Origin of the sequence: Empedobacter sp. R132-2 (assembly GCF_030324375.1) — a bacterium.
GTDB classification, from domain to species: Bacteria; Bacteroidota; Bacteroidia; order Flavobacteriales; family Weeksellaceae; genus Empedobacter; species Empedobacter falsenii_B.
Genome location: NZ_JACAGG010000031.1, coordinates 1 through 26,266, shown reverse-complemented (window position 1 = coordinate 26,266; position 26,266 = coordinate 1). Strand labels below are relative to the sequence as shown.

General features: G+C 31.6%; 21 protein-coding genes and 2 tRNA genes. 14 read left to right on the top strand and 9 right to left on the bottom strand.

Annotation, left to right across the window (positions count from 1 at the left end; genetic code table 11):
* Nucleotides 1–189: 189 nt before the first annotated feature.
* The 4 genes from HXZ69_RS12350 (at nucleotide 190) to HXZ69_RS12335 (ending at nucleotide 3,295) form a co-directional block, all read left to right on the top strand.
* On the top strand, nucleotides 190–1,761 hold the full coding sequence (locus HXZ69_RS12350; RefSeq protein WP_286496158.1) for an Rne/Rng family ribonuclease: 1,572 nt from the start codon (nucleotides 190–192) through the stop codon (nucleotides 1,759–1,761).
* 57 nt (nucleotides 1,762–1,818) lie between these two features.
* Nucleotides 1,819–2,493, top strand: a complete 675-nt coding sequence (locus HXZ69_RS12345) for a TIGR02117 family protein (protein ID WP_286496157.1) — start codon at nucleotides 1,819–1,821, stop codon at nucleotides 2,491–2,493.
* A gap of 136 nt (nucleotides 2,494–2,629) precedes the next feature.
* Nucleotides 2,630–2,703: transfer RNA gene (locus HXZ69_RS12340), tRNA-Asn, on the top strand.
* A 121-nt stretch (nucleotides 2,704–2,824) separates the two neighbouring features.
* Nucleotides 2,825–3,295, top strand: coding sequence for an ecotin family protein (locus HXZ69_RS12335; protein WP_280045405.1), 471 nt, complete (start codon nucleotides 2,825–2,827; stop codon nucleotides 3,293–3,295).
* Nucleotides 3,296–3,347: 52 nt separating this feature from the next.
* On the opposite strand, the gene HXZ69_RS12330 is transcribed toward HXZ69_RS12335, so the two are convergent.
* From HXZ69_RS12330 to era, 3 genes are all read right to left on the bottom strand, one after another.
* Complete coding sequence (locus tag HXZ69_RS12330; protein WP_286496155.1) at nucleotides 3,348–4,592, bottom strand: DUF445 domain-containing protein; 1,245 nt, start codon at nucleotides 4,590–4,592, stop codon at nucleotides 3,348–3,350.
* Nucleotides 4,593–4,675: 83 nt separating this feature from the next.
* Nucleotides 4,676–5,464 carry a universal stress protein gene (locus tag HXZ69_RS12325; RefSeq protein WP_125350660.1) on the bottom strand — a complete coding sequence of 263 codons (789 nt, stop codon included), beginning with the start codon at nucleotides 5,462–5,464 and terminating at the stop codon, nucleotides 4,676–4,678.
* Between the two features lie 108 nt (nucleotides 5,465–5,572).
* Entirely contained in the window at nucleotides 5,573–6,460 is an 888-nt protein-coding gene (gene era / locus HXZ69_RS12320; protein WP_038334822.1) for a GTPase Era, read from the bottom strand.
* A 222-nt stretch (nucleotides 6,461–6,682) separates the two neighbouring features.
* On the opposite strand from era, the gene HXZ69_RS12315 reads away from it, so the two are divergent.
* Nucleotides 6,683–6,952, top strand: a complete 270-nt coding sequence (locus HXZ69_RS12315) for a hypothetical protein (RefSeq protein WP_038334819.1) — start codon at nucleotides 6,683–6,685, stop codon at nucleotides 6,950–6,952.
* A 58-nt stretch (nucleotides 6,953–7,010) separates the two neighbouring features.
* Here HXZ69_RS12315 and HXZ69_RS12310 read toward each other — a convergent pair whose 3' ends face one another.
* Complete coding sequence (locus tag HXZ69_RS12310) at nucleotides 7,011–8,054, bottom strand: hypothetical protein (RefSeq protein ID WP_219034248.1); 1,044 nt, start codon at nucleotides 8,052–8,054, stop codon at nucleotides 7,011–7,013.
* Nucleotides 8,055–8,227: 173 nt separating this feature from the next.
* Here HXZ69_RS12310 and scpA point away from each other — a divergent pair, with 173 nt between their 5' ends.
* The 3 genes from scpA (at nucleotide 8,228) to HXZ69_RS12295 (ending at nucleotide 13,744) form a co-directional block, all read left to right on the top strand.
* Nucleotides 8,228–10,360, top strand: coding sequence for a methylmalonyl-CoA mutase (scpA, locus tag HXZ69_RS12305; protein WP_125350662.1), 2,133 nt, complete (start codon nucleotides 8,228–8,230; stop codon nucleotides 10,358–10,360).
* Between the two features lie 76 nt (nucleotides 10,361–10,436).
* Nucleotides 10,437–10,946, top strand: a complete 510-nt coding sequence (locus tag HXZ69_RS12300; RefSeq protein WP_038334805.1) for a hypothetical protein — start codon at nucleotides 10,437–10,439, stop codon at nucleotides 10,944–10,946.
* A 59-nt stretch (nucleotides 10,947–11,005) separates the two neighbouring features.
* A complete protein-coding gene (locus HXZ69_RS12295; protein WP_286496154.1) occupies nucleotides 11,006–13,744 on the top strand; it encodes an outer membrane beta-barrel protein in 2,739 nt (912 codons plus the stop codon).
* A 243-nt stretch (nucleotides 13,745–13,987) separates the two neighbouring features.
* On the opposite strand, the gene HXZ69_RS12290 is transcribed toward HXZ69_RS12295, so the two are convergent.
* Nucleotides 13,988–15,430 carry a TonB-dependent receptor gene (locus HXZ69_RS12290; RefSeq protein ID WP_219034246.1) on the bottom strand — a complete coding sequence of 481 codons (1,443 nt, stop codon included), beginning with the start codon at nucleotides 15,428–15,430 and terminating at the stop codon, nucleotides 13,988–13,990.
* Between the two features lie 42 nt (nucleotides 15,431–15,472).
* Here HXZ69_RS12290 and HXZ69_RS12285 point away from each other — a divergent pair, with 42 nt between their 5' ends.
* A complete protein-coding gene (locus HXZ69_RS12285; protein ID WP_286496153.1) occupies nucleotides 15,473–16,255 on the top strand; it encodes an MBL fold metallo-hydrolase in 783 nt (260 codons plus the stop codon).
* A 60-nt stretch (nucleotides 16,256–16,315) separates the two neighbouring features.
* Nucleotides 16,316–16,396 (top strand) — tRNA-Leu (locus HXZ69_RS12280).
* Between the two features lie 37 nt (nucleotides 16,397–16,433).
* On the opposite strand, the gene HXZ69_RS12275 is transcribed toward HXZ69_RS12280, so the two are convergent.
* Nucleotides 16,434–16,757 carry a hypothetical protein gene (locus tag HXZ69_RS12275; RefSeq protein ID WP_219034235.1) on the bottom strand — a complete coding sequence of 108 codons (324 nt, stop codon included), beginning with the start codon at nucleotides 16,755–16,757 and terminating at the stop codon, nucleotides 16,434–16,436.
* A 355-nt stretch (nucleotides 16,758–17,112) separates the two neighbouring features.
* Here HXZ69_RS12275 and HXZ69_RS12270 point away from each other — a divergent pair, with 355 nt between their 5' ends.
* Entirely contained in the window at nucleotides 17,113–18,591 is a 1,479-nt protein-coding gene (locus HXZ69_RS12270) for a glycosyltransferase family 2 protein (RefSeq protein WP_286496152.1), read from the top strand.
* A gap of 55 nt (nucleotides 18,592–18,646) precedes the next feature.
* Here the strand turns inward: HXZ69_RS12270 and zupT are convergent, their stop codons facing one another.
* Complete coding sequence (zupT, locus tag HXZ69_RS12265; protein ID WP_221856744.1) at nucleotides 18,647–19,429, bottom strand: zinc transporter ZupT; 783 nt, start codon at nucleotides 19,427–19,429, stop codon at nucleotides 18,647–18,649.
* Nucleotides 19,430–19,588: 159 nt separating this feature from the next.
* Between zupT and HXZ69_RS12260 the strand changes: the two genes are divergently transcribed.
* Complete coding sequence (locus tag HXZ69_RS12260) at nucleotides 19,589–20,884, top strand: mechanosensitive ion channel family protein (protein ID WP_286496150.1); 1,296 nt, start codon at nucleotides 19,589–19,591, stop codon at nucleotides 20,882–20,884.
* A gap of 15 nt (nucleotides 20,885–20,899) precedes the next feature.
* On the opposite strand, the gene HXZ69_RS12255 is transcribed toward HXZ69_RS12260, so the two are convergent.
* The gene (locus HXZ69_RS12255; protein WP_286496149.1) at nucleotides 20,900–23,170 is read right to left on the bottom strand and encodes a DUF2339 domain-containing protein; all 2,271 of its coding nucleotides are present in this window, start codon (nucleotides 23,168–23,170) and stop codon (nucleotides 20,900–20,902) included.
* Nucleotides 23,171–23,287: 117 nt separating this feature from the next.
* On the opposite strand from HXZ69_RS12255, the gene porQ reads away from it, so the two are divergent.
* Both porQ and cmk read left to right on the top strand, forming a co-directional pair.
* A complete protein-coding gene (gene porQ / locus HXZ69_RS12250; RefSeq protein WP_286496148.1) occupies nucleotides 23,288–24,313 on the top strand; it encodes a type IX secretion system protein PorQ in 1,026 nt (341 codons plus the stop codon).
* Nucleotides 24,314–24,364: 51 nt separating this feature from the next.
* On the top strand, nucleotides 24,365–25,051 hold the full coding sequence (gene cmk / locus HXZ69_RS12245) for a (d)CMP kinase (RefSeq protein WP_286496147.1): 687 nt from the start codon (nucleotides 24,365–24,367) through the stop codon (nucleotides 25,049–25,051).
* Here cmk and HXZ69_RS12240 read toward each other — a convergent pair.
* On the bottom strand, nucleotides 25,041–25,970 hold the full coding sequence (locus HXZ69_RS12240; RefSeq protein WP_125350733.1) for a glutaminase: 930 nt from the start codon (nucleotides 25,968–25,970) through the stop codon (nucleotides 25,041–25,043). The genes cmk and HXZ69_RS12240 overlap by 11 nt on opposite strands.
* Nucleotides 25,971–26,266 lie beyond the last annotated feature (296 nt).

The window sequence follows — 26,266 nt, the reverse complement described above, 5'->3', positions numbered from 1 at the left end:
AGCGGAAAAAAACGTAAAAGACATAAGGTAGCGACGCACAAACGCAAAAAACGTCGTCGTCTTAACAGACACAAAAAGAAAAAATAATTAGTAGCTAAGCTATTAATAATTTAGTCTTTTTACAAGATAGCACTTTTCAATGGAAATTTTGGAAAGTGCTTTTATCATTTTTAAAAACATAATTTTTTGATGAGTAAAGAATTAGTGATTTCAGCCTTAGCTGATCAAGTACGCATCGCAGTTTTAGATGAAGGTCGCTTGATGGAATTTCATCAAGATACTGCAAATGATGGCTTTGCAGTTGGCGACATTTACTTGGGTAAAATCAAAAAATTAGCTCCTAGTTTAAATGCAACCTTTGTTGACATTGGTTATTCGAAAGATGCATTTTTACATTATCATGACTTAGGTCCACAAATACGCTCGTCAAATGCATACAACAAAATTGTAGCAAATGGCACGTACAAAACCGAAAAATTGAAGAACTTCCGTATGGAAGAGCCGATAGACAAAGATGGACAAATTACAGAAATCTTTGCACCAGGTGATTCCGTTTTGGTTCAAATTACAAAAGAACCAATCCATACGAAAGGACCAAGAATTACTTCTGAAATTTCAATTGCTGGTCGATATTTAGTTTTAGTTCCATTTTCGGAACGTGTTTCGATTTCGCAAAAAATCAAACAAAAACCAGAACGCGATCGATTAATCAAAATTTTAGAAGGTTTAACACCAGAAGGCTTCGGAGTAATTATCAGAACAGTTGCCGAAGAGAAGAACGCAGAAGAATTACAAGCAGATTTGGCTTATTTGTTAAACAAATGGACTCAAATCTTCAAAAATCTTCAGAAAAAGAAAGCGCCAGCTAAAATTCTTAGCGAAATGGACAGAGCTTCTTCTATTTTGAGAGATAATTTTAATGATGATTTTATTAAAATTTCTGTTGATGATGACGAATTAGCAGACGAAATGCGCGAATATTTGGAAGTTATTGCACCAGATAAAATTAATTTGGTAAAAGAATACGACGATCCATTTGTTCCAATTTTCGAAAAGTTTAATGTCGAAAGACAAATAAAACAAGCTTTTGGTAAAACGGTAACTATTCCACAATCTAAAGGCGCTTACCTTGTGATTGAACATACAGAAGCGTTACATGTAATTGATGTGAATTCGGGGAATATTTCGCGAAATTCTAAAAATCAAGAAGATTCAGCTTTTGCGGTTAACAAAATTGCTGCTTCTGAGATTGCACGTCAGTTGCGTTTACGTGATATGGGAGGAATTGTTGTGGTCGATTTTATTGACATGACAGATGCAGAACATAAAAAAGAATTGTTTGAGCATTTGCGAGCTGAAATGGCGAAAGATAAAGCAAAACATAAGATTTTGCCACCAAGTAAATTTGGATTGATTCAGATAACAAGACAACGTGTTCGCCCAGAAGTGAACTTTATAACAACTGAAGAAAATCCGAACCAAGAATCGAATGAAGTTGAAGCACCTATCGTTACAATTGATAAAATTGAACAAGTGCTCTTGAATATCCTTGATAGAAAAGATAAGGATTTACGAAAAATGTCGTTGCACGTGCATCCTTTCGTAGCTGCTTATTTACAACATGGATTGCCAAGCATTCAGATGAAATGGTTTTTTAAGCATAAAAAGTGGATTAAGATTGTACCAAGAGATGCGTACAAATACTTACAATTTAATTTCTTGGACAAAGATCATAATACACTTTACAACGAATCAAATTAAGAAAAACCTCGCAATTGCGAGGTTTTTTGTTTTATATTCGTTACACAACAAAATACTATGAAAAAAATATTCCGAATTCTTCTCAAAACTTTAGAAGCTTTAGTTTTACTAATTGTGGTGTATTTACTTGCAGTAGTTTTGCTGCCATTAATTCCAGTAAACAAACAAAAAGAGAAGTCTAATGATCAAATCACAGCGTATATTTTGACAAATGGCGTACATACGGATATTGTGGTTCCAGTAAAATCTGAAACGATTGATTGGTCTACTTTTGTGCCTTTTTCGCATACAAAATCGAAAAAAGAATACAAATATATTGCCTTTGGTTGGGGAGATAAAGGCTTTTATTTGGATACACCAGAATGGAAAGATCTTAAATTTTCTACAGCTTTCAACGCTGCATTTTGGTTAGGAGATTCGGCGATGCATACTACTTTTTATGATAATATGACGATAGATGACGATTGTAAAAGAGTTGATTTGAGTGTAGAAGAGTATCAAAAATTAATTGTTTACATCAAGCAATCATTTGATTTGGATCAAAATAACAAAGTCGAATTAATAAAAACAGATGCTGTTTATGGAGATAGTGATTCGTTTTACGAAGCAAAAAGAAGTTATAGCTTATTTTTTACGTGTAATACGTGGGCTGCAAGCGCGTTGAAAGCAGCAAATAAAGAAGGATCATTGTGGACGGCAACACAACAAGGAATTTTTCGTCATTATGAATAAATTTTTTTAAATTTTTTCTAATTCATTTTCAAAGAGTTGCCTATTAATGCGACTTGTAGAACGAAAAAAAATACTTTTAAGATTTGGAAGTAATAAAATTTGCTCTATATTTGCAACACAATATCGATAACGATACTCCTCCTTAGCTCAGTTGGTTAGAGCATCTGACTGTTAATCAGAGGGTCCTTGGTTCGAGCCCAAGAGGAGGAGCAAAAAAGACAATCAATTTGATTGTCTTTTTTTATTTCACAAATATTTAACATTTCCTCACACAACCATTCACCTAACTTTTGCATCTTACTAATAGAAAAACAAATAAAATCAGATTAGTATGAAATTTAGAAAAGTATTTAGCGTTTTAGCATTATTAATGGTTATGGTAACATTCGCACAAAAAAATATGAAAATAGATTATTCAATGTATCCAAAAGCAAAAGATGGATATGAACAGAAAATTATCACTTTAAAACCACAAGCCAATGAAGAAAACTATTTAGTTGAAATATTTGCTGGGAAAAAAACAAAGGTTGATTCTTGTAATCAATTTTTCTTAAGTGGAAATTTTGATCAAAAAACTGTTGATGGTTGGGGTTATGATTATTTTAATTTCGAAACTGATGGAAATATAGCAGGAACTTTAATGGGATGTTTTGACAATAAATCTGTCGAAAAAATTGTACATGCTCAATCTTTGCAGACGCGTTACAATAGCAAATTACCAATCGTAGTTTACGTACCAAAAGGCTATACTTTAGAATATAGAATTTGGAAAGCAGATGAAAAACTTAACATAGTTAAGTAATATTTATAGTTGTTAATTGAAAAAGCTCGAGAAATTCTCGAGCTTTTATATTTTAATGAAATACCAATTGCGTAATCGTGTAAATAACCAAACCAACAAGTCCACCAACCAGCGTCCCGTTAATCCGAATAAATTGCAAATCTTTTCCAACTTCCAATTCTAGCTTTTCGCTCAATTCTTTTCCTTCCCATTTATCAACCGTATTACTAATCAAGCTTTCCATTTCTTTGACATTTCGTAAAATCATACGGTAAATAAAATGACGCACCCAACCATTAATTTTATCAATCATTTCTTGGTTATCGTTCAAATTTTCGGTTAACTTTTTAATGTTTTTCTTAATGTAAACTTGCATTGCAGAATTTTCATCATCAAAACTTTCGGTCAGATTTTGTTTAATCGCCAACCACAAATCCAAAGCATAATCATTCAATCGTTCTTTTGTGATAAAATCATCTCGAAGCGATTCTAACCTAAATTTCCAATCGGGAGATTCTTTTATATTCTGAATATTTTCTCGGATAATTCGTTCGATATTATGACGAACTGGATGTTCTTTATCTTCTTCAACCTCATCCAAAAAACTCACCACGCCTTCTACTACTCCTTTCGATATTTTTTTACCAGCAAAAAATGAAATCACAGGATGTTTTTCGTTTAATTTATCTTTAATAATCAAATCACTTTCTAAGATATATTCTTTCGCTTTTGGAATAATTGCTTCTAAAATTTCGTTGTGTTTTTCCTTTTCTAAAATATACTCTAAACTTGATGATACTAATTCAGGTAAATCAAACTGTTTTAAAATTTCATCACCTTTCAAGGTTATAAAATCAACGACATCTTTATCATCTAAGTCTTTGACAATTTTCTTGGAGAAATTAATCAACTCTTCTTGCAACATTTCTTGATTAGCAGGTTTATTCAACCAATCTGCTGCATATTTTACAACTTCTAATTTCTCGATATATGGACGAATTGTAGATGGCGTCAAAAAATTCTCAGTTACAAACTGTCCTAAATTATCTCCGATTGCATTTTTACTATTTTCGATCAGATTTGTATGCGGAATTTTAAGTCCAAGCGGATATTTGAACAAAGCTGTAACCGCAAACCAATCGGCAAGCGCACCAACCATCGCTGCTTCGGCAAATGCTTCCACATATCCGATCCATTTCACAGGTGAATGTTGACTTAGATAAACCATCAAAAAGTAAATAAAAGCCATCAAAATGAATAATCCTGTCGCAATAGCTTTATGTTTTTTGAGGTTTTGTATTTTCTGAAGTTCCGTCATAAAAGTGTTTTGAAAATTTGTTGCAAAAATTTAGCCAATCAAAAAAGCGGAGAATTCTCCGCTCAAATTTTTGTGTTTTTGATTTATTTACTTTCCTGAAAAACCAATAATGCAACATTTGCACTCGATAATAATCGTTGGCTATGATTGATTGTAAATAATCTTTCGAAAGACGATAATTCACGGTGAACAACACCTAAAACATCGATGTTGTTTTTTGTACAATAATTGATTAAACCATCTTCTACATCTTTACTCGGTTCAATTGTAATCATCGCTTCAGGATATTCTTCTTCCCATTCTTTTTTCACGCTTAACATTTGTGGAGTAATCGATTTATCATCAACATGTACAATGTTCAACAATTTATCGTAACGTTTTGTCACTTCTTCCATTTGCGATAAAGCTTTTGCTTCTTTTTGATTGAACAATGTAGCGTAAGCAAAATTTCTTTCTTCTTTAAATTTTACATTATTTGGAACAACCAACACAGGTGCAGGCGAATTGTTAATGACATTTACCGTGTTAGAACCAAAAAACTTTTTGCCTAAACTATTTTGTCCATTCGTTCCCATCACCACGTATTGTATATCTTCTTTGTTGATAATATCCAAAATCATCAACAACAAATCGCCAACAACCAAAGAACTCTCTATTTTAACGTGTTCAAGATTATTTTCTTTTGCAATATTCTTAAGTTTATTGATATAATTTTCGAAATTTTCTTCTGTAACTTCAAGATAATTTTTAAGATTTGATTGTACCGAGACTAACTTAATATTAGTTTTGAGAACTTTTGCAAGGTTTAACGCATACAAAAAAGCATTGTTCGCTGTTTCCGAAAAATCGGTTGGAAATAATATTTTAGCCATAATAATTAAATTCTAGAATAGATTGTTCTATAAATTTACAACTAAAATTTAGGTAAAGCCACAAAAAAAGTCTTGATTTCTCAAGACTTATCTATTTTTTAACCGTTTTTAATAACCAAAACGACGCAAATCATTCTCTTTGCTTCTCCAGTCTTTTCGCACTTTCACGAAAAGTTTCAAGAATACTTTTTTATCAAAGAATTTCTCTAACTCTTCTCTTGCTTCTTTTCCTACTTTCGATAAAGACTCTCCTTTATGTCCAATAATAATTCCTTTCTGAGAGTCACGCTCAACAAAAATTTCAGCTTCGATAGAAATTAAATTCAAATCTTCTTTGAAACGTTCTGTAACTACCTCAACAGAATATGGAATCTCTTTTTGATAGTTTAATAAAATCTTTTCGCGAATTACTTCATTTACAATAAAACGCTCCGAACGGTCTGTTAATTGATCTTCTGGATAATATTGCGGACCTTCTGGAATAATTGCTTTGATCTTATTAATCAACAAATCTACATTCACGTTTTCTTTTGCCGAAATAGGTAAAATCTCTGCTTTTGGTAATAATTCGTGCCAATATTCTACTGCTTCATTTAATCGATCTGGCGTAGCTGTATCAATTTTATTCAATAATAAAATAATTGGTGTAGATGTTTTTTGCAGACGTTCGAAAACTTGTTCATTTTTCAATCGTTTTTCTCCAATTTCTACAACATAAAGAATCACATCAGCATCCACCAACGATTCATTTACTGCATCCATCATTTTTGTTTGCAGTTCATAAGCAGGATCCAAAACACCAGGCGTATCCGAAAATACAATCTGATAATCTTCTCCCGTTAAAATACCTTTGATACGATGACGTGTAGTTTGCGCTTTGTGTGTTGCGATAACCAAACGCTCTTTCATCAACATATTCATCAAAGTAGATTTTCCAACATTTGGATTTCCTATGATATTTACAAAACCGGATTTAAATTTCTTTTCGTCTGACATTCTACAAATTTAGTGATTTTTATAATATTATTTCAGATTAATATGTTGAAGAAAAGATTAATATTCTAATGAAATTTTAATTTCATAAAATTGATTTTGGTCTGTATTTTGAATAATTCTAATTAAGTTCAAAAAAATATGACGAAAGTTATGGTTTATTGAAAAATATGATTAATTTCATACATGTGTTATGGAAGATTAAATTAACCAAAATTTAAAAAAATGATGAAAGCAGAACTTATCGAAAAAGAAGAAGTAAGAAACTATAAATTTTTAGACGCGCCAAAAGACGAAGTAACGGTAGAGGCAAACAAATTGAATGGCGCAGTAAGATTAGGAAACGAATTCAAATCGAAAGCATATATTACATTTCAAACAGATCAAGGTCCTAAAAAAATTGAGACAACTGTTTGGTCTGTTACGGATAAATTTCTACAAATTAAGAATGGAGTTTTGATTCCGTTAAAATCTTTAATTGATATTCAATACTAAAAATTGTTTATTGCTTAAATTAAAAAAGGGATACGACGATGTCGTATCCCTTTTTTAATTAATTATTTTTATTGGATTCTTTCAGCAATCTAATTAACTCTGCACGTATAGCAGCTTTATCATTACTTTTCGGAAAATCTCCGATAAAAAATGTTTGTTGCGGAACTTCATAAGGTTCTAATTCACTTTTTGGAATATCAACATGTTCTGCAAATCGACTTTCTATTACCAAAGAAATTACATCTTCTGTAGATCCTTTTTTCGGAAAAGCAATCACAATAAAGTTATAATCGATATATGGTTTTAATTTTTCTTCAATCAATTCTAAATTCACCACATCTTTCCTATTCAACTTACATTCATTTCCAGAAATCCATCTAAACTTTTTCTGATCATCCGAAACAACAGCCTGTCTATATAAATTTAGTGATTCTTTTTCGTAAGGCGAATTCAAGACTAAATTACCTTTTTCATCTTCCGAAAGTTCTATTTTATCTAAAACTGTATAATCTGTTTCATCTATTTTTTTTACTGCAATTGGAAATCCATTCGCGGTAAAAACTTGATAAAAACTGGTTTTCGTTTGATCATTCAATTTACTTTTCAAATCATTTGACAAATCATCACTTTCGATTGCAATTTTTTCGATTCTAGCCAAATCTTCAAAAGAATTTTCAATCTGTTTCTTTGTCAAATAAGCATAATTTAATGCGTATCCTATTTCGTCTTGACTTTCGTCTGTTAATGGAATCTTCACTTTATCCGAATCTTCATGACAATACAAATCAAAACCTCCTTCTATGGCTTGAACCAATGAAATTTCTCCTTCATTTTCTAAAACCGATGAACTTAAAAGTGTAGAATCTCCTTTTTTCAATCCTAAAAAATTGTTTAACGAATGAAACGTTTCATTCACAAATCGAGGATCAAAATTCGATACATAAACATTATCTTCTCTCGAATAATGAAAATTAACTTTTTCTTCTTTTGAATCGATCTTTTTCATCAAATCAAAAATATCATTTTGCCATTGAAAGGTATTTTTATCCTGAAATTCACTTAAAATCTCTGGAATGTTTTTATTGTTAAAATCTAACTTCATAATAATTACTTTTGTGTGTTTTTAATTTACTGATAATCAAACTAAATCAATAATTTTACCAAAAAACTCGATTAAAATGTTTTTTCAACTTTTTGTCAACAAAAGTTGAAAAAAGCAGTTTCAAAAATTGGTGATTTTATAAAATTTAATAGATAATTATTTATCTTAGCAAGATGAATCACAAAACAGATTTTTCGAATTTAAGATTTAAACGAAATCTAAATTCTAATCCATCACATATAGAGTCATTTGAATTAGATAGTTTACAAGTCAAAAGTGATTACAATTACGATGATGTAAAAAATCTGAAACAGATTAACTTTTTACCCGGAGTTGCCCCATATTTACGCGGTCCTTATACGACAATGTATGTTCGTCAACCTTGGACAATTCGCCAATATGCAGGTTTTTCTACTGCAGAAGAATCGAATGCTTTTTATAAAAGAAATTTAGCTGCTGGTCAGAAAGGGCTTTCTGTTGCCTTTGATTTGGCTACTCACCGCGGTTACGACTCAGATCATGAACGTGTTGTAGGAGATGTAGGTAAAGCTGGCGTTGCGATAGATTCTGTAGAAGATATGAAGATTTTGTTCAATGAAATTCCATTGGATAAAATTTCGGTTTCGATGACAATGAACGGAGCTGTTCTTCCTATTTTAGCTTTTTACATTGTAGCTGCAGAAGAACAAGGTGTTTCGCAAGATCAACTTTCTGGTACAATTCAGAATGATATTTTGAAAGAGTTTATGGTGCGTAATACATACATTTATCCGCCAACTCCTTCAATGAAAATTATTGCAGATATTTTCGAATATACTTCTCAAAAAATTCCTCGCTTCAATTCGATTTCTATTTCGGGTTATCACATGCAAGAAGCTGGAGCTACGCCTGTTTTGGAAATGGCTTATACTCTTGCAGATGGTTACGAATATGTAAAAACTGGTTTGGAAGCAGGATTGAAAGTTGATGATTTTGCTCCTCGTTTATCATTTTTCTGGGCGATTGGAATGAATTTCCCTCAAGAAATTGCAAAAATGAGAGCTGCTCGTATGTTATGGGCAAAATTGATGCAAGAATTTGAGCCTCAAAATAAAAAATCATTAATGTTGAGAACGCACTGTCAGACTTCTGGTTGGAGTTTAACAGAGCAAGAACCTTATAACAATATTGGTCGTACAGCGATAGAAGCGTTAGCTGCTGCTTTAGGAGGAACGCAGTCTTTGCATACCAATGCGTTGGACGAAGCAATTGCTTTGCCAACAGATTTCTCGGCTCGTATTGCGCGTAATACACAAATCATTTTACAAGAAGAAACTCAAATTTGTAGAACGGCTGATCCTTTTGGAGGAAGTTTTATGATTGAATCTTTGACAAATGAAATGGCAAATCAAGCGTGGGAATATATACAAGAAGTTCGCGAATTAGGTGGAATGACACAAGCAATTGAAGCTGGAATTCCAAAAATGCGTATTGAAGAAGCTGCTGCAAAAAAACAAGCCAAAATTGACTCTGGTGAAGTCGCAATTGTTGGTGTAAATGCTTATCGCTCGAAATTAGAACAACAAGAGTTCGAAATTTTAGAAGTTGACAACACTGCTGTTCGTCAAAAACAAATTGATCGATTAAATCAAATTAAAGCGGAGCGTAACAGCGAAGCTGTAAAAGATATTTTAGCACAATTAACAAAAGCTGCTGAAACAGGCGAAGGAAATTTATTAGAATTATCTATCGAAGCGGCTCGTCGTCGTGTTACTTTAGGTGAAATTTCTGATGCATTAGAAGCTGTTTTTGGTCGTCATAAAGCAATTACAAGAGGAATTCAAGGAGTTTATGCTATGGAAGCAGGTAAAATGAATAAATTTGAGGAAGCTCGTAATTTAGCTGACGAGTTTGCCGAAGAAGATGGACGCCGTCCTCGTATTATGGTAGCTAAAATGGGACAAGATGGTCACGATCGTGGTGCGAAAGTCGTTGCAACCTCTTTTGCGGATATGGGATTTGATGTGGATATTTCTCCATTGTTCCAGACGCCAGCAGAAGTTGCGAAACAAGCTGTAGAGAATGATGTTCATATTTTAGGAATTTCTTCTTTGGCTGCAGGACACAAAACGTTGGTTCCGGAAGTTGTAAAACAATTGAAAGAATTAGGTAGAGACGATGTTTATATCGTAGTCGGAGGTGTTATTCCGCGTCAAGATTATGATTATCTTTATCAAAATGGTGCAGATGCAATCTTTGGTCCAGGGACAAACTTGGCGGAATGTGCCTGCGAAATTTTAGAGAATTTATTGAAATCTTATAAATAAATCTATTTTAGTATGAGTATTCCTGTCTATTGACAGGAATATTTTTATATTTATACCACACAAACCTTAAAGCGAAATGAATAAAACTCTTCGAAATATTATCTTAATCATCTGTACAATTTTTATTATATGGTTTATTGGATACTTTCTGATTGGAGATTTTATCAGTTTAGAATTCGCGAATCATGATTTTGCGAAACTATTTCCAAAGCTTTTAACATTTGCTGCGGCAGTTAGTATTTATGTACTTTTTCTACTTTCTATCAAAAAGAAAGACGGATGGAGTTTTATGAATGTGATGAAATTTATCTTTGGAATTATCTTCGGATTTCTTCCACTTCTAACCTTCGAATATTATAGTATTGGAAGTTGTACAAATTGGAAAATTGATAAAAAAATTCAAAAAACGCTTTATAAATCCAATTCTTCTGATTCAGAAAAAATTGTTTTAATCGAAACATTTTGTCCTGAATCTAACCTAAAAACAACTCAGGTAAAGCGAATTGTAGAAATTACACCTCTTTTTATCACAACTTCTGAAATTGATCTAAATAAAATTTCGGATAAAAGTTGGAAAAAACTTTAATCAAAATTAAACTTTGCTCAAAATTTGATGTCTAACAGATGAAGAAACCAATTCATCTCATGACAAAATATATTCTATCATTTCTTTTTAGTTTGATTACAATTTTTTCTTTTGCACAAGAAAAAGTCACAATTACAGGAAAAGTAACGGATGTGCTTAATTTTCCTTTAACTGATTCTGAAGTTATTTTAGGCAACAAAGTCGATTCTGCACAAATTTCTACTACATCTACAAATGATGATGGTACGTTCAAAATTGAAGTTAATCTACAAGATAAACCTGTTTATTTAATCATTGATGATCCTTTAGAAGGCGTTTTCAAACAAAGTTTCGAATCCATCAAAAACAATATTGATCTTGGAATAATTATCATTAATCCGATGATTTATGATTTAGATGAGGTTGTGGTAACAAATGTGGAACCTATTGTTGTAAAACAAGATACAATCGAGTATAATGCTGATTCTTACAAAGTAAAACCGAATGCAAATTTGGAAGCTTTGTTGAGAGAATTACCAGGTTTTGAGATGGATGACAGCGGAAATATTACGGTAAATGGAAAAGATGTTAATGAGATTTTGATTGATGGTGAACCATTTTTTGGAACGGACGGAAAAGTTGCGTTAGAAAATTTACCTGTAGATATTATCAAAAAAATTCAGGTTTCGGATTATAAAACGAAAAATGAAAAATTCTCTGGGGAACGTTCGAAATCGAATAAGTCTTCGCTAAATATTACCTTGAAAGAAGATAAAAAAAAAGGTTATATGCTCAAAGCCACGGCGGGTTATGGAACGGATAATCATTACGAAGGCAATTTGATGGCGAACTATTTTAAAGATAAAAAGAAAATTAGTTTGATTGGTTCTTCGACAGATATTGCAGCTTCTGGAATGACAAGCGGTGAAGGTTCGCGTGGTCGTGGTGGAATGGGAAGAAGAGGTTCTGATGGTGTAATAACAAATACTTCAATTGGATTGAATTATAACGATCAATTAACTGATAATTTGAAAATTGGAGCTGATTATCGTTTGAATCATTCCTTTACGAAAAACGATCAATATCAACATGTAGAAAACTTTTCTCCAAAAAATATTTATACTTCTGATGCGAATTCTAAAACTAAAAGTGAAACGTATGGTCATAATTTTGGAACAAATTTAGAATGGACGAAAAACAATACAAAAATTTATTTTTATCCATCGTTTAGTAATTCTTCGTCTACAAATTCATCAATTTCGGATAGTAAAACATATTCAGATTTGGGTGATTTGAGAAATCAAATGAATCAAACTTCAAATGGAAAATCAAGCTCGAATACATTTAATACATTATTATCACTTAATCAGAAATTCAAAAATAAATCTTATTTAGACTTTAATTCAAGTATTTCGATTGGTAAAACAGATCGAAATTCGTTCATCAATTCGACAACTTTATATACAAATGATACTATTGCGGATATTTATAGAAACATCAATGAGAAAAATATTTCGAAAAATAATCAATACAATTTTGATGTAAAATATACGTATCCAATTACAGATTCTTTGAAAATCGCCGTTGGTTCTGCTTATAATTTAACCGATTCTGAAACCAATAATAGAACGTGGAATTATAATGATGTAACGGGAGAATATGACAATTTGAACAATGATTTGACGCGTTTTTATTCAACCAAATTGAATGAATTTAATCCGTATGCTCAATTATTATTGAACAAAAATAAAATTTCGGCAACAGTTCGTTTTGGAGCAAACATCTACAATCAACAAAATTTTGGAACGTTTAAAGCAGATGATTACAGCTCAACTCAGAACAAAACTTTACCAGATATTTCGGGAAATATTCGTTATCAAAACGGAAACAACTCACTTTCCTTAATGTATAATTATCAGACAAGTTTGGCTTCGACATCACAAGTTTTACCAATTTTAGACGAAACTGATCCGTTAGATGTTTTCAAAGGTAATCCAGATCTTGATCCCAATAAAGCACATCGAATCAATTTGATGTTTAGCAATTTCGATCGTAAAACTCGTCAAGGATTTAATGCTAACTTAGGTTATACGTACAACGAATCAAATATTGTGAATTACACAGAAATGGATTATTCGATTTATAAACGAACAACAACATATGAAAATGTAAAAGGAAATTATCGTCTGAATGGTAACTTTTTCTTTAATAAACAATATCAAAAAGGGATCAATAAATTTAGAGTAAATGTAGGAATGTCGGCGAGTTATGCTTTAACGCAAGGTTTTAGAGATGCGGTGAAATATGAGCAATACAATACAACTTTATCACCTACATTGAGATTAAACTGGGATTATGGTGATTATTTAACGATTTCACCTTCTTATCGTTTGAACTTCACAAATTCTAAATATGTCAATTACTCAATTGATAATCAAAATAATATTACGCACAATTTCGGAATTAAAACTATTTCTACTTTTCCTAAAAATTTGACTTGGACAAATGATTTCAGTTACAATTATAACTCGAGAATGGCAGCAGGTTTCAAGCGTGATTTCTTTTTGTGGAATACAAGTTTGATGTATCGTTTCTTCGATGATAAATTGGAGGCTGGTGTTAAAGTTTACGATTTATTGAATCAAAATAACAGTTATACGCGTACAATTACAGCGGAATCAACAATCGATCAACGCAATAATATTCTGACTCGTTTTGTGATGTTCTCGTTAACATTCAACTTAAATCAGTTTGGTGGAAAATCTACAAAAGGTGGAGACGGAGACCGACCAAGAGAAGGCGGAATGCGAAGAATGTAAATGCAGTAGTAAAATAACAAAAAAACGGCTCAATTTTGAACCGTTTTTTTTGTTAATTATCTTTATCAACTCCTGTTTTTTTCTTGTATTTTTTGATAATATTCTTCTTCTACTTTATCAAATTCTGATATCGAAATTACTTTTCCTTTCGTGGGTTTTGTTTTGTCATGTTGAATTTATTTCAAAATCGAATATTGTTTATGATGAGAATGTGAAACGAATTCAGATTGATATACGAATAATTTATTCTAAAATATATTTCAATTTATAGCCAAACATTCCACGATCTTTGATCATGTCAGCAACACCTTCTGGACATTCATTTTCCCAATCTTGCTCAGCATTTGCAATTTTTTCTAAAATTCGACGCGAATAAGAATCTAAATAACCTCTGTTGTAATTCAAAATATCTTGAATTCTTCCATTATACAAGAAATATTTGTACAATTCGTGTACGCTATCACTTACTTGTAGATTTTTCGACGTCAACAAAATATCTTTTTCTTTGTCTAAATATGGATACAAATAAACTTTTACATTTTTCTTGAATAATTTTCCGAAAGCTTCCATGATTCCGCCAGGTAAATCGGCATAATATTGCTCATTGAAAATTTCGACCAAATTATTAACACCCATCGCTAAACCAACTTTGGTTTGATTTCGAGTAAATTTCGAGAAATAATCAACTAATTTATAATATTCAGAAAAGTTAGAAATGATAACATTGTAACCTAAACTACCAATAATATCAGCGCGATCTAAAAAATCTCGTTCATTCAATTCGCCTTCAAAACCAGAAGCAATCAAGTTAGAAAGCGTAATCTCAAATAAAATTTCGGTATTATCTGTTCTAACATCATCTTCTTGTTTGAAAATTTCTAAACCACCTTTGAACATATCCATATTTACATTCATAAAAGGACGGAAAGAGCCACGAACAGCGAAGATATTTTTCTTGTATAATAAATCGGCAGGTAAAATATTTTTTCCTTGTGGATTGAAAACCGCAACATCAGTCATTCCATTTTTAACCAATTGAAGCGACATCAAACGATTATCAACATATTTGAATTGTGGTCCACGGAAATTAATCATGTCAATTTCTAATTGATCTTTATCCAACGTATCGTATAAAGATTTTATTAATTTTCGGGGATTATCGTAGTAATAATAAGCGCCATAAATCAAATTAACACCCAAAACACCTAAAGTTTCTTGTTGCAATTGAGCCGTATTTTCTTTGAATTTTACATGAAAAATAATCTCGTTTGCTTTTTCATCTTCTGCATTTAACTTGAAACGTAAACCTATCCAACCTTGACCTTCATTTTTCTTTGAATAATCAATTGTTGTTACCGTATTTGCGTAGGTGAAAAATGCTTTTTCTTTGTAGTGATCGTGGACTAGACGCTCTTTCATCAATTCCATCTCATGATCCAACATTTTTTTAAGGCGAGCTTGTGTCACATAACGACGATTTTCTTCTACACCATATATAGAATCGGACATTTCTTTGTCATAAGCACTCATCGCTTTTGCAACAGTACCCGAAGCAGCACCTGCGCGATAAAAAAAACGAACGGTTTCTTGACCTGCTCCAATTTCTGCAAAAGAACCGTATATTTTCGGATTCAAATTGATCTCTAAAGCTTTTTGTTTAGGAGTAAGAACTTGTTCTAATGCCATATTTTAATTTCAAATAGTTTGTGGTAAATTTACCAAATCATTATGGCTAAATCAAATATAAAAATACATTTTTTAGGAACAGGGACTTCACAAGGAATTCCGATTATTGGTAGCGATCATCCGGTATGTTTGTCAACAAATCAAAAAGATAAACGTTTGCGTTCTTCTTTGTTGTTAGAAAAGGATGGAAAGATTATTACGATAGATAGTGGACCAGATTTTAGACAACAAATGTTACGTTATAATGCGCATAGATTGGACGGAATCCTGTATACACACGAGCATAATGACCATGTTTTAGGATTGGATGATATTCGCCCGTTGGTTTTCAAATCTGGAGAAGATATGAATGTCTATGGTTTGAAACGAGTGTTGGATGAATTACATAATCGATTTCCATATATGTTTGCTGAACATAAATATCCTGGAGTGCCAACGGTGATAGAGAATGTTGTGGAAGATGAAAAATTTTTGGTTGTTGGATTTACGATTGAACCAATAAAAGTTTTGCATGGACCTTTGCCTATTTTGGGTTATTTGATTGATGATAAAATTGCTTATTTGACAGATGTAAAAACAATTCCGACAGAATCGCTTGAGAAATTACGTGGAGTAGAAGTTTTAATCATTAGTGCGCCACGAGTAGAACAAGAACATTTTTCGCATATATTATTAGATGAAGCCATACGATACTCGGATTTGATAGGTGCAAAGCAGACATATTTTACACATATTTCGCATCATTTGGGATTTCATGATGAAGTAGAGGAAAAATTACCAGAAGGTAAACATTTGGCTTACGATACGTTAGAAATAATTCTGTAAAAAGTTTAAAAAATAGTTGGAAAAATAAATAAACTAACATTATATTTGCAGTCCATAAAGGCTCGGATGGCGGAATTGGTAGACGCGCACGACTCAAACTCGTGTTCCTTTGGAGTGTGGGTTCGATTCCCACTCCGAGTACTAAGCAAAAGCTCGAAACATTAGTTTCGAGCTTTTTTTATTTACATTCTCCTTTTTGTATAATTTTTACTTCAAATTTTCGGGCTCTATCATCTATAAAAGTAACTTCGTTTTCATAAAATTCAGGAAGTTTGTAATGCGTATTATCCAGCCAACCACCATTTGGCCAATCAATTTTATGCAGATAATTATTTTTCGTTGTTATAGTTACTCGATATGTCTTTGTTGACTTATTCGTTTTAACCTTGACATTTGCGCAATATTTTCCATCTTCAATGTGATCATTTATATTATGAAAATCTGAAGATGAGGAACAACTATAAATAATAGTAAAGCAAAAAAGTAAAAGTATATTTTTCATCATCTTTTTATTTAATCTTCGCTTAACAATCTATTGATATTCTGTTAAGCTTTGAATTTAATTTGCTGCATACATTTGCAGTAACAAAATCCTCATGTGTTAATTTATATCATTTCTCAAAATTACTTCTCTTTTCGGGAAGTTTTTTTGTTTTTATTAAGAAATCAGATTAAAATGTAACGTACTATACGCCTAATTTTTAAGTATAATACATATTGAAATTTTATTAATAATCAGTCGTTTATAAGTGTTTTATTTTTAATAAAGATTTAACTTCTTGAGTTTTATATTAACGTTAGGTGGCATAGTAGTTGTCATTTTATTCACTTTTTAATTAAAACTTAAAATTACTCAGATGACTAATATAGATTCAAAAAAAAATCTGGCAAACACGATTTTGTTATCCACCACGGAGCCTAAAACAGTGTTAAAGGTTATTCGATCGGATGAACATGAAAAAAAGTCTTTAAGAAATAAATTCATAGAGAGAATTTCTAAAAACTGTCTTACAAAGAAAGATTATCTAGTAATTGCTACAACTTTTGTGATTATGCTAACTTCTATTCTTTTTTTGTTTATTTATAAAAGTGAATTTCTACAATGGCATAGCACTAAATTATCTACCTGGTGGGGTGTTATTATTTATAGCCTTGGATTGGCACTTCTTATTCTTAAAACTTCTTTTCTTTTTTATTTAGGCTATTTATTCATAAAATATAAACCGGTCAAAAATGTTGCTGATGTAGATTTACCAACTTGTACCATTATTGTTCCGGCGTATAATGAAGGAAAATTAGTATATGATACTTTGTTAAGTTTAGCTGATAGTAATTATCCATCCGAAAAATTACAGATCTTAGCCGTTGACGATGGGAGTAAAGATGATACATGGAAATGGCTTCTTGAAGCGAAGAAAGTATTAGGAGATCGCGTTACACTTTTTCAACAGCCAAAAAATATGGGAAAACGTCATGCATTATATAAAGGATTCAAAATTGGAAAAGGGGAAGTTTTTGTGACGGTTGATAGTGATTCTATTGTAGATGAATCTACGCTTAGAAACTTGTTAAGCCCTTTTGTAGTGAATGAAAATTGTGGTGCTGTCGCTGGCAATGTTCGTGTATTGAATAAAGAAAAAGGTTTGATTCCAAAAATGTTGAGTGTTAGTTTTACATTTAGTTTCGAGTTTGTGCGATCTGCTCAAAGTGTGTTAGGTTCTGTGTTTTGTACACCTGGAGCTTTAGCAGCTTACAGAAAAGATGTTGTACATAATTGTTTGGAAGAATGGATAAATCAATCTTTTTTAGGGCAACCAAGTACAATCGGGGAGGATAGAGCTTTGACAAATATGATTTTGAAACAAGGTAAACATGTCTATTTTCAGAAAAATGCAATGGTTTATACCAATACTCCAGAGCGTTATAAGAATTTATACAAAATGTTTATTCGTTGGGAGAGAAGTAATGTTCGTGAGAATATTATGATGACAAAATTTGCTTTCACCAACTTTAGAGAAGGTTCTACAGTAGGAACTCGTATAATTCTGATGATGCAATGGATAAAATTAATCATGGCAATTCCATTATTTTTAATTTTAATCTTTTTTGTCGCAACACATCCAATTTTATTCATCACAAGTACATTGTCTGGCGTTTTAGTTTTTTCAAGTATTCAGATGATTTTTTATGCAAAAAAATACAATTTTAAAGAAGCTTTATTAGCATACGTTTACAGTATTTTCTATATGTTCACGCTTTTTTGGATTACGCCTTATGCCATTGTAACAGCAGGAAGAAGTGGTTGGTTAACGAGAGAATTACCTCAGGCAACTTAAAATTTTAAATATTAATTCATACAAAAACTTCTCTCATTGGGAAGTTTTTTTGTTTTTACATAAAAAGTAAAAGACTAACAGCCATTACAAACATTCCGATTACAATTCCGTAAGTTGATAATTTTTTTCCAGCGTATTCGTTTGCGGTCGGAATTAATTCATTAATCGAAATATAAACCATCATACCTGCGACACTTGCGAAGATTGCTCCGAAAATTGATTCATCAAAAAATTGTAACAATACAAAATAGCCAATTAATGCGCCAATAGGTTCTGTTAATCCTGATAAAAAGGAATATAGAAATGCTTTTTTTCTATTCTTTGTAGCGTAATAGATTGGTATAGCAACGGCGATTCCTTCTGGAATATTATGAATAGCAATAGCTGAAGCTATAGAAATTCCGTAAGTTGGATTTTCTAATGCTGACAAAAAAGTTGCTAATCCTTCAGGGAAATTATGAATTGATAAAGCTAAAGCAGAAAACAAACCCAAACGCAATAATTTCTGATCGTTTGTCTCTGTTTTATTTTCATCGCAATGATGATGAGGCAATATTTTATCGATTAAAATAATGATTAAAATTCCTGCAAAAAATCCCAATAATGTATAAGTGTAACCTAATTTTTCTCCAAAAACACTTGATAATGATAATTTAGCTTTTGTTAAAATTTCTACAAAAGAGACATAAAGCATTACACCAGCAGAAATTCCCAACATTACGCCTAAGAATTTTGGATTGAATTTTTTGTATAATAAACATAAAATACTTCCTATTCCAGTGCTAATTCCGGCAAGAAAGGTTAAACTAAAAGCAAATATTAACGGATTTGAAAACATTAATTTTAATAATTAAGTTAGATTAATCTAACAAATATAATCTTTTCATTGTTTTGAACCAAGATAAATTAAGAAACCAACAAATTTCAATGTAATTTATCAGTTGTTGTAAATTATGAAAAGGATAAACTTATTTTTGTTGTATTAGTTTTTATTCAGATGGAACTTTTAGACGAAAATATTCAAAGCGATGTGTATCGCTCAATGCTCGAAATGATTGCCAAATTGGGACTTTCGAGTTATTCTACCACAATAATGACAACAATTGTTCTATCAATTTTGTTAGTTATTATATTGTATGCGATCGATTTTTTATTGCGAAAAGTGCTATTACTTGTTTTAACAAACTTTATTGCAAAAAGTAAAACAAAGATTGACGATTTATTAATCAAGAACAGGGTTTTACAATTCGCAACACATATTGTTCCTGTAATTGTCGCCAAAGAAGCGATCCCACTTATCTTCAAAGGATTTCCTAATTGGATCAAAATTGCGATGCAAATTACAGATATTGCATTGGTAATTGCTGTTGGATTGTTGTTTAATGCAATTTTTAAAACGTTCAGGGATTTTCTTCGAGGTAATAAATCTTTTTCGGATAAACCAATTGATAGTTATCTGCAAGTGATGAATATTTTAGTTTTCTTTGTTTGCGGAATTCTAATTTTTTCGATTGCGACAGGAAAATCGCCTATTACATTTTTGGTTTCTTTGGGAGCGGCTTCGGCGGTTTTGATGTTGGTTTTTAAAGATTCAATATTAGGTTTTGTGGCGAGTATTCAGGTTTCGATGAATGATATGGTGCGCGTTGGAGATTGGATTGAAATGACAAAATATGGCGCAGACGGAAATGTTACCGAGATTAATTTAGGAACGGTAAAAGTTCAGAATTTTGATAAAACAATTACAACAATTCCGACGTATGCCTTGGTTTCAGATTCGTTTCGTAATTATCGCGGTATGCAAAATGCTGGTGGACGCCGCATTAAACGTTCGATAAATATTAAAATGAATTCGATTCGATTTTTGACAGAAGAAGAAATTGAAGAATTAAAAAAAATCCGCATGTTACACGATTTTATTGTGGATAGAACGAATGAAATCAATCAATATAATGTATCGAATAAAGTTGATCCAACGATTTTGGCGAATGGAAGACGAATGACAAATATTGGTCTTTTTCGACAATATATCAAGACATATACCTATAATAGTCCAAAAATTAGAACAGATTTGATGTTCGAGGTTCGGCAACTTCAACCAACCGAACACGGTTTGCCAATTGAGTTATTTATGTTTACAAATACAACGGTTTGGAACGAATATGAAGTGATTATGGCTGATATTTTCGATCATATTATTGCGGTTGTTCCATATTTCCATTTAGAAATTTTCGAGTTACCTTCTTCGGATAATATGCGTGTCATTGCTGAAGCATTGAGAAGAAATAATTAACAAAGAAGTTGAACATTATTGTTCAGCTTCTTTGTTTTCGCTCGGTTTTTCCATCAAATTAACCATCAAATTTTTTAGTTTTTGATACATAAAAGAAGTTAATAAGATTAAAATTCCTAAAACAATAAAAGATATTATTCTGAAAATATTGCTCATTTCCCAAACATCTACGAAATATAATTTTAGAATAATCAATCCAAATAATATAATTCCAACAATAGGAAAACCTTTCAATTGTTTTCTTAATCCGAAATAAATCAATACAAATCCTAAAACTGCCCAAATAATTGGTAATAATATCATTCGGAAAATATCGGCTTGATGCGAGAAATTAGAAGAGCTTTCGTCAAGTGTTATCAACATAAAACCATTGTATTTCTCGAAACTAATCACATAAACCAAGACAAGCATGCTGATGATTTGTTTTGCTTTGGAGCTTTGGAAATCGCTACTTTTCACAACTAAATAAATAATATAAGCGGTTGGAATGAGATAACTCAAATAAAGAAAATAACTACCGATGTTATAATTTGTTTTGTTTGGTAATAATGGAATTTCGGCAAACATTGGTAAAAATAGAATGCAAAAAGCCGCAGAAATTTGTAAAACAAATTGCAAGGTATTTCCTAAATTTAGTTTTTCGCGTAGCGTTAAAATAAAAGCAATAAAGAATAATGTATAAATCAATACATAACTTACAATCATCATAAAGTTGAAATAAGGTTCGATCTGATAAATTAATTCGAACAAAATTCCTGTGTACATCAATAAAAGTGATGTTGATATGAAGATAAATTTGGAATGATTGAGCTTGAAACCTAAAAATTGTTCTTCGGTTTCGAAATCTTTCATCAAATAAATATTGACAACAGAACAAATTAATGCAATAAAACTTGTAATGAAAACGTGATTGAAAATTACCACTAAATGTTTTTTAATATCAATATAATCAAACCAATTGACGCATAAAGCAATCAATAAAAATGGAAACATCGTAATGAAAAAGACTTTGAAAATATTTTCTTTACTTTTTTTCCAAAGAAATAGTAATAAAGTTGATTCAATCGCGAAACAAATCGAAACGACATTTGCTTTAAATTGTATTGCAATTGCAGTTGTGATAAGCGCAATGCTCAAACCGATTAAGGTATTTTGTAATAAATTATTTTTAGATGTTTTGTAGATGTATAATGCACCGAAAGCGGTTATCAATCCAAATAAGAAAGCTATTAAACCATTGTTATTTCCAACAATAAAATAATAAACTGAAGAAATTAAAACGGTTGATAAAATGGTATTGAAAATTAGTAAAAGGCAATTCCAAACCGAAAATTCTCCTTTTTTGACGTAGTTAATTAAACTTGTAATAGTGAAAATAACGTAAAGCAAGCCAAAGAAAAGATATTGCGTTGAGATTTTAGAATTGTCGATCCATGCGATACTATATATAAAGGTAAAGCCAAATGCGATAAACGAAATAACTTGCCAATCTTTTCGCCAAGCCATGTACAGCATACTCAAGTTTAGAATCGTTAAATAACCAAACAGAAATACAAAATTGCTTTCGCCTGTACTAATCATCAATGGAGCGATAAAACCACCAATAATCGAAAAAATGGCTAAAACTTGTCGATTATATAACATTGCCATCACGATAGAAAAAATAGTCACAATTGTTAATAACCCAAAAGTGGTATTTTGAGAAAGTAAATGATATTCTCGGAAGGCAATGGTTAAGGTGAAATATAAAACGGTTAATCCGCCACCAATTAAAATGGAAGAAAAGATTTCAAAATTTTTCCGAATAAAATGAGCAATTCCAATAATTCCTAAACCAACTCCAATTCCAATCATCACGCGAAAAGTTTCGTTAATCCAATTTTGATCAATTGCATATTTTACGAAGTAAGCAATTCCTAGAACTAAGGTTACAATTCCGAAAATCGTCAAGAAATTGTCTTTGATAAATGCAATTGCGCTGTTGAGATTTTTATCAAAACTGATTTCAGTTGTTTGTTTTGGTGGAATTTTGTCAAAAATACCTTTTGGCATTTCAACTTTATGATAGGAAACAACTTCTGGTTGAGGTTCAATTTTTTTCTCTTCAACTATTTTTGGTTGCTCAACAATTGGTTTTGATTCAGTTTTAATTTCTTTCGCATCCAATTGCTCTTGCAAATATTTTAGCTTAGTTTCTTGATAATCAAGTTGTTTTTTTAGTTGCGAAACTTTATTAAACAAAATCACAATCAATACGAATATAATAATGGCAATTAAAAATTCCATAAAGTGTTTTTTAGGTAAATTGAAGTTAAGCTTTTTTTCAGAAAGCCTAAAATTTTGTTTCATACATACCAAAATCATTCTGTTTTCGTTATTCTACAAAATCTTTATTTTTGCTAAATGTTTAAAAAGCTAAGTACATTATTGTTTATCGCGCTATCGACTTCGATTTTTGCGCAAGATGGAACGCGTGTTTACGAGTTTTTGAACATTACAACTTCTCCACGTCAAGCGGCTTTGGGAGGAAATGCAGCAACTTCTTGGGATGCTGATCCCAATTCTGCTTTATGGAATCCAGCCTTGATGAATCGAGAAATGCATGGTCAATTCGGAATCAATTACGTCAATTATATTGCGGATGTAGATTTTGGAACATTTTCGACGGTTTATGAAACCGATAAAGAAAACTTTATTTCTGTTCATGGTCAATATGTTGATTACGGAAAATTAATTGGAACTGACGAAAATGGAAATGTGACAGGGAATTTCAAAGCAAATGATGCCGCAATTACAGTTGGTTATGCACGTGTTTTGGGCGATTATTGGACAGTTGGAGCAAATTTAAAATACATCAATTCTACTATCGAATCATATAAATCTTCGGCAATTGCTGGAGATGTTGGTCTTTCGTACCACGATTTCGATAAAAATATCAATGTTTCGCTGGTTGTGCGTAATATCGGTCAACAAATTCAAACGTATAATGGCAAAAAAGAAGATATGCCAACGCAAGTTAATTTGGGAATTTCGCATCGATTGGAGCATGTTCCGTTAGAATTTACGTTTTCTTTGCACGATTTACAGAAGTTTGATATTTCTCAACCTTATAATAAAAACGGACAGGAAGTTTCTGCTGGAAGAAAAATGATTGATCATATTTCGGTTGGAGCAGAGCTATTTCCAGAATCTGACGTTAATATGCGTTTAGGATATAATTTCAAACGTGGAAATGAATTAGCAGCCGAAGGAATTCGCTCTTTATCTGGTTTAACGTATGGTTTTGGAATCCGTATAAATGCTTTTCGATTTGAGTTTAGTCATGCGAATTACCACAAATCTGGAGGTTCTAATCACTTTGGTTTAATTCTCAATTTAGACCGAATTATTCAAGGCCGAGATTATTGGAGAAGTAATCCTTGGTTATAAAAACTTTTCAAACAACTATAAAATCTTATCTTTGTCTTCAATTCTATATAGATGAAAGAAAATTTAATTATTGCAATCGACGGATATTCTTCTACAGGAAAAAGTTCGATGTCAAAAATTATTGCAAAAAATCTTGGTTATACACATATTGATAGTGGTGCAATGTATCGTGCTGTGACTTTGTATGCGTTTAAACATCAGTATATTGTCGATAATAAAATTGATGAACATGCATTAATAACCAATTTATCTGATATCAAGATAGAATTTAAACAAGATATTATAACTCAAAAGAATCTTAGCTTTTTGAATGGTGAAAATGTAGAAGCTGATATTCGTACGATGGAAGTTTCTAAAATGGTTAGTCCAATTTCTGAGATTCCTGCTGTTCGCGATTATTGTGTATCGCTTCAACAGCAAATGGGAAAAAAAGGAGGTATTGTGATGGATGGTCGCGATATTGGAACAACAGTTTTTCCTAATGCAGATATCAAAATTTTTGTCACCGCTTCACCAGAAGTTCGTGCGCAACGTCGCTTTTTAGAATATCAACAACAAGGGAAAAATATTTCTTTGGATGAGGTGTTGAAAAATGTGAACGAAAGAGATTATATCGATTCTCATCGCGCATATTCTCCACTTCGTAAAGCTGATGACGCAATAGAAGTCGATAATTCGAACATGAATTTAGAAGAAACGGTGAATAAAGTGATGGAGATTATTAATTCTAAAAAATAGAATCCTCTGTTGCGGTTGTAAATTCTTCCAAAAATTTCATTCCTCGATAGGAGTTTCCTTTTAAGTTTAATTTAGGGCTCCAAACTGAAACAATGTAATATTTGGGCATAATTGCAACAATTCCTCCGCCAACACCACTTTTTCCTGGTAATCCAACTCGAAAAGCAAATTCGCCAGATTCATCATAGAAACCGCAAGTTTGCATAATAGCGTTGATTCTTTTTGTTTGACTAATGTTGAAAACTTGATAATCATCAAACAAGTTTTTTCCTTTATTGGCCAAAAAAGAAAAAGTTTTACTCAATTCCATACACGACATTTCAATCGAGCAGATATAAACATACAAATCTAGAACTTCGTCAGGAGAATTATGAATGTTGCCCAATGATTTGATAAAATTTGTCAAAGCTGCATTACGATAAGCGGTAGAAAATTCACTTTTTGCAATTTTATCAGAATATTGAATAGAATAATTACCAGAAACCTTTTTAATAAAATCCAAAAAATATGCTTTCGGATCATCACAAATATCAATTAAGATGTCGCAAACCACTAAAGCACCTGAATTAATAAATGGATTTCTAGGAATTCCTTTGTCAGTTTCTAATTGCAACAATGAATTAAAAGGCGTTCCCGAAGGTTCTACATCAACTCTTTCCCAAATTTTCTCGCCAATTTCTCTATAAACTAAAGCCAAAAGCAACACTTTTGAAATACTTTGAATCGAGAATTTTTCTTCACAATCACCAAATCCAAATTGAAGTTGATCCGTAAACAATAAAGAAACTCCAAATTTCTTGCCGTCTATTTTAGATAATTCTGGTATATAGTTAGCTGTTTCACCTAAATTCTCTTCTTCAATTACTTTTAGGTAAATCTTATTTATTATCTCAAAATATTCTTTTTCTTTCGAAATCATCGCGCATATTATATATATAGTACGAATGTAAATCTTTTTTACACGTTAAACAAAATTAGAAGTTTATTTATTTTTTTAATTAAATGTATCCCGTTTCACGGAATTCCTCCTGAGTAGTTCCTTCAAAAGTATCCATTTTACTTTTCTATTGTTCAAGAAAAGCAAAACGTTTAATCATTTTTTGCGCTAAAAATGGGCTTTTCCCGCCTGAAATCACCAATCTCACTTCTCACATCTAAAAAAAACAAAAAATATTTCCCATCGTACCAGCAACTTAAGAGAAGAATGTAAAATAA

What these genes read in the sequence shown, in the direction of transcription:
- HXZ69_RS12270 (WP_286496152.1), top strand. Translation starts at nt 17,113, where the DNA reads ATGACTAATATAGATTCAAAAAAAAATCTGGCAAACACGATTTTGTTA.
- HXZ69_RS12285 (WP_286496153.1), top strand. Translation starts at nt 15,473, where the DNA reads ATGGCTAAATCAAATATAAAAATACATTTTTTAGGAACAGGGACTTCA.
- HXZ69_RS12300 (WP_038334805.1), top strand. Translation starts at nt 10,437, where the DNA reads ATGAATAAAACTCTTCGAAATATTATCTTAATCATCTGTACAATTTTT.
- HXZ69_RS12310 (WP_219034248.1), bottom strand. Translation starts at nt 8,054, where the DNA reads ATGAAGTTAGATTTTAACAATAAAAACATTCCAGAGATTTTAAGTGAA.
- zupT (WP_221856744.1), bottom strand. Translation starts at nt 19,429, where the DNA reads ATGTTTTCAAATCCGTTAATATTTGCTTTTAGTTTAACCTTTCTTGCC.
- HXZ69_RS12240 (WP_125350733.1), bottom strand. Translation starts at nt 25,970, where the DNA reads ATGATTTCGAAAGAAAAAGAATATTTTGAGATAATAAATAAGATTTAC.
- HXZ69_RS12325 (WP_125350660.1), bottom strand. Translation starts at nt 5,464, where the DNA reads ATGGCTAAAATATTATTTCCAACCGATTTTTCGGAAACAGCGAACAAT.
- HXZ69_RS12330 (WP_286496155.1), bottom strand. Translation starts at nt 4,592, where the DNA reads ATGACGGAACTTCAGAAAATACAAAACCTCAAAAAACATAAAGCTATT.
- HXZ69_RS12315 (WP_038334819.1), top strand. Translation starts at nt 6,683, where the DNA reads ATGATGAAAGCAGAACTTATCGAAAAAGAAGAAGTAAGAAACTATAAA.
- HXZ69_RS12275 (WP_219034235.1), bottom strand. Translation starts at nt 16,757, where the DNA reads ATGAAAAATATACTTTTACTTTTTTGCTTTACTATTATTTATAGTTGT.
- HXZ69_RS12260 (WP_286496150.1), top strand. Translation starts at nt 19,589, where the DNA reads ATGGAACTTTTAGACGAAAATATTCAAAGCGATGTGTATCGCTCAATG.
- HXZ69_RS12335 (WP_280045405.1), top strand. Translation starts at nt 2,825, where the DNA reads ATGAAATTTAGAAAAGTATTTAGCGTTTTAGCATTATTAATGGTTATG.
- scpA (WP_125350662.1), top strand. Translation starts at nt 8,228, where the DNA reads ATGAATCACAAAACAGATTTTTCGAATTTAAGATTTAAACGAAATCTA.
- HXZ69_RS12350 (WP_286496158.1), top strand. Translation starts at nt 190, where the DNA reads ATGAGTAAAGAATTAGTGATTTCAGCCTTAGCTGATCAAGTACGCATC.
- HXZ69_RS12345 (WP_286496157.1), top strand. Translation starts at nt 1,819, where the DNA reads ATGAAAAAAATATTCCGAATTCTTCTCAAAACTTTAGAAGCTTTAGTT.
- HXZ69_RS12255 (WP_286496149.1), bottom strand. Translation starts at nt 23,170, where the DNA reads ATGGAATTTTTAATTGCCATTATTATATTCGTATTGATTGTGATTTTG.
- cmk (WP_286496147.1), top strand. Translation starts at nt 24,365, where the DNA reads ATGAAAGAAAATTTAATTATTGCAATCGACGGATATTCTTCTACAGGA.
- porQ (WP_286496148.1), top strand. Translation starts at nt 23,288, where the DNA reads ATGTTTAAAAAGCTAAGTACATTATTGTTTATCGCGCTATCGACTTCG.
- HXZ69_RS12290 (WP_219034246.1), bottom strand. Translation starts at nt 15,430, where the DNA reads ATGGCATTAGAACAAGTTCTTACTCCTAAACAAAAAGCTTTAGAGATC.
- era (WP_038334822.1), bottom strand. Translation starts at nt 6,460, where the DNA reads ATGTCAGACGAAAAGAAATTTAAATCCGGTTTTGTAAATATCATAGGA.
- HXZ69_RS12295 (WP_286496154.1), top strand. Translation starts at nt 11,006, where the DNA reads ATGACAAAATATATTCTATCATTTCTTTTTAGTTTGATTACAATTTTT.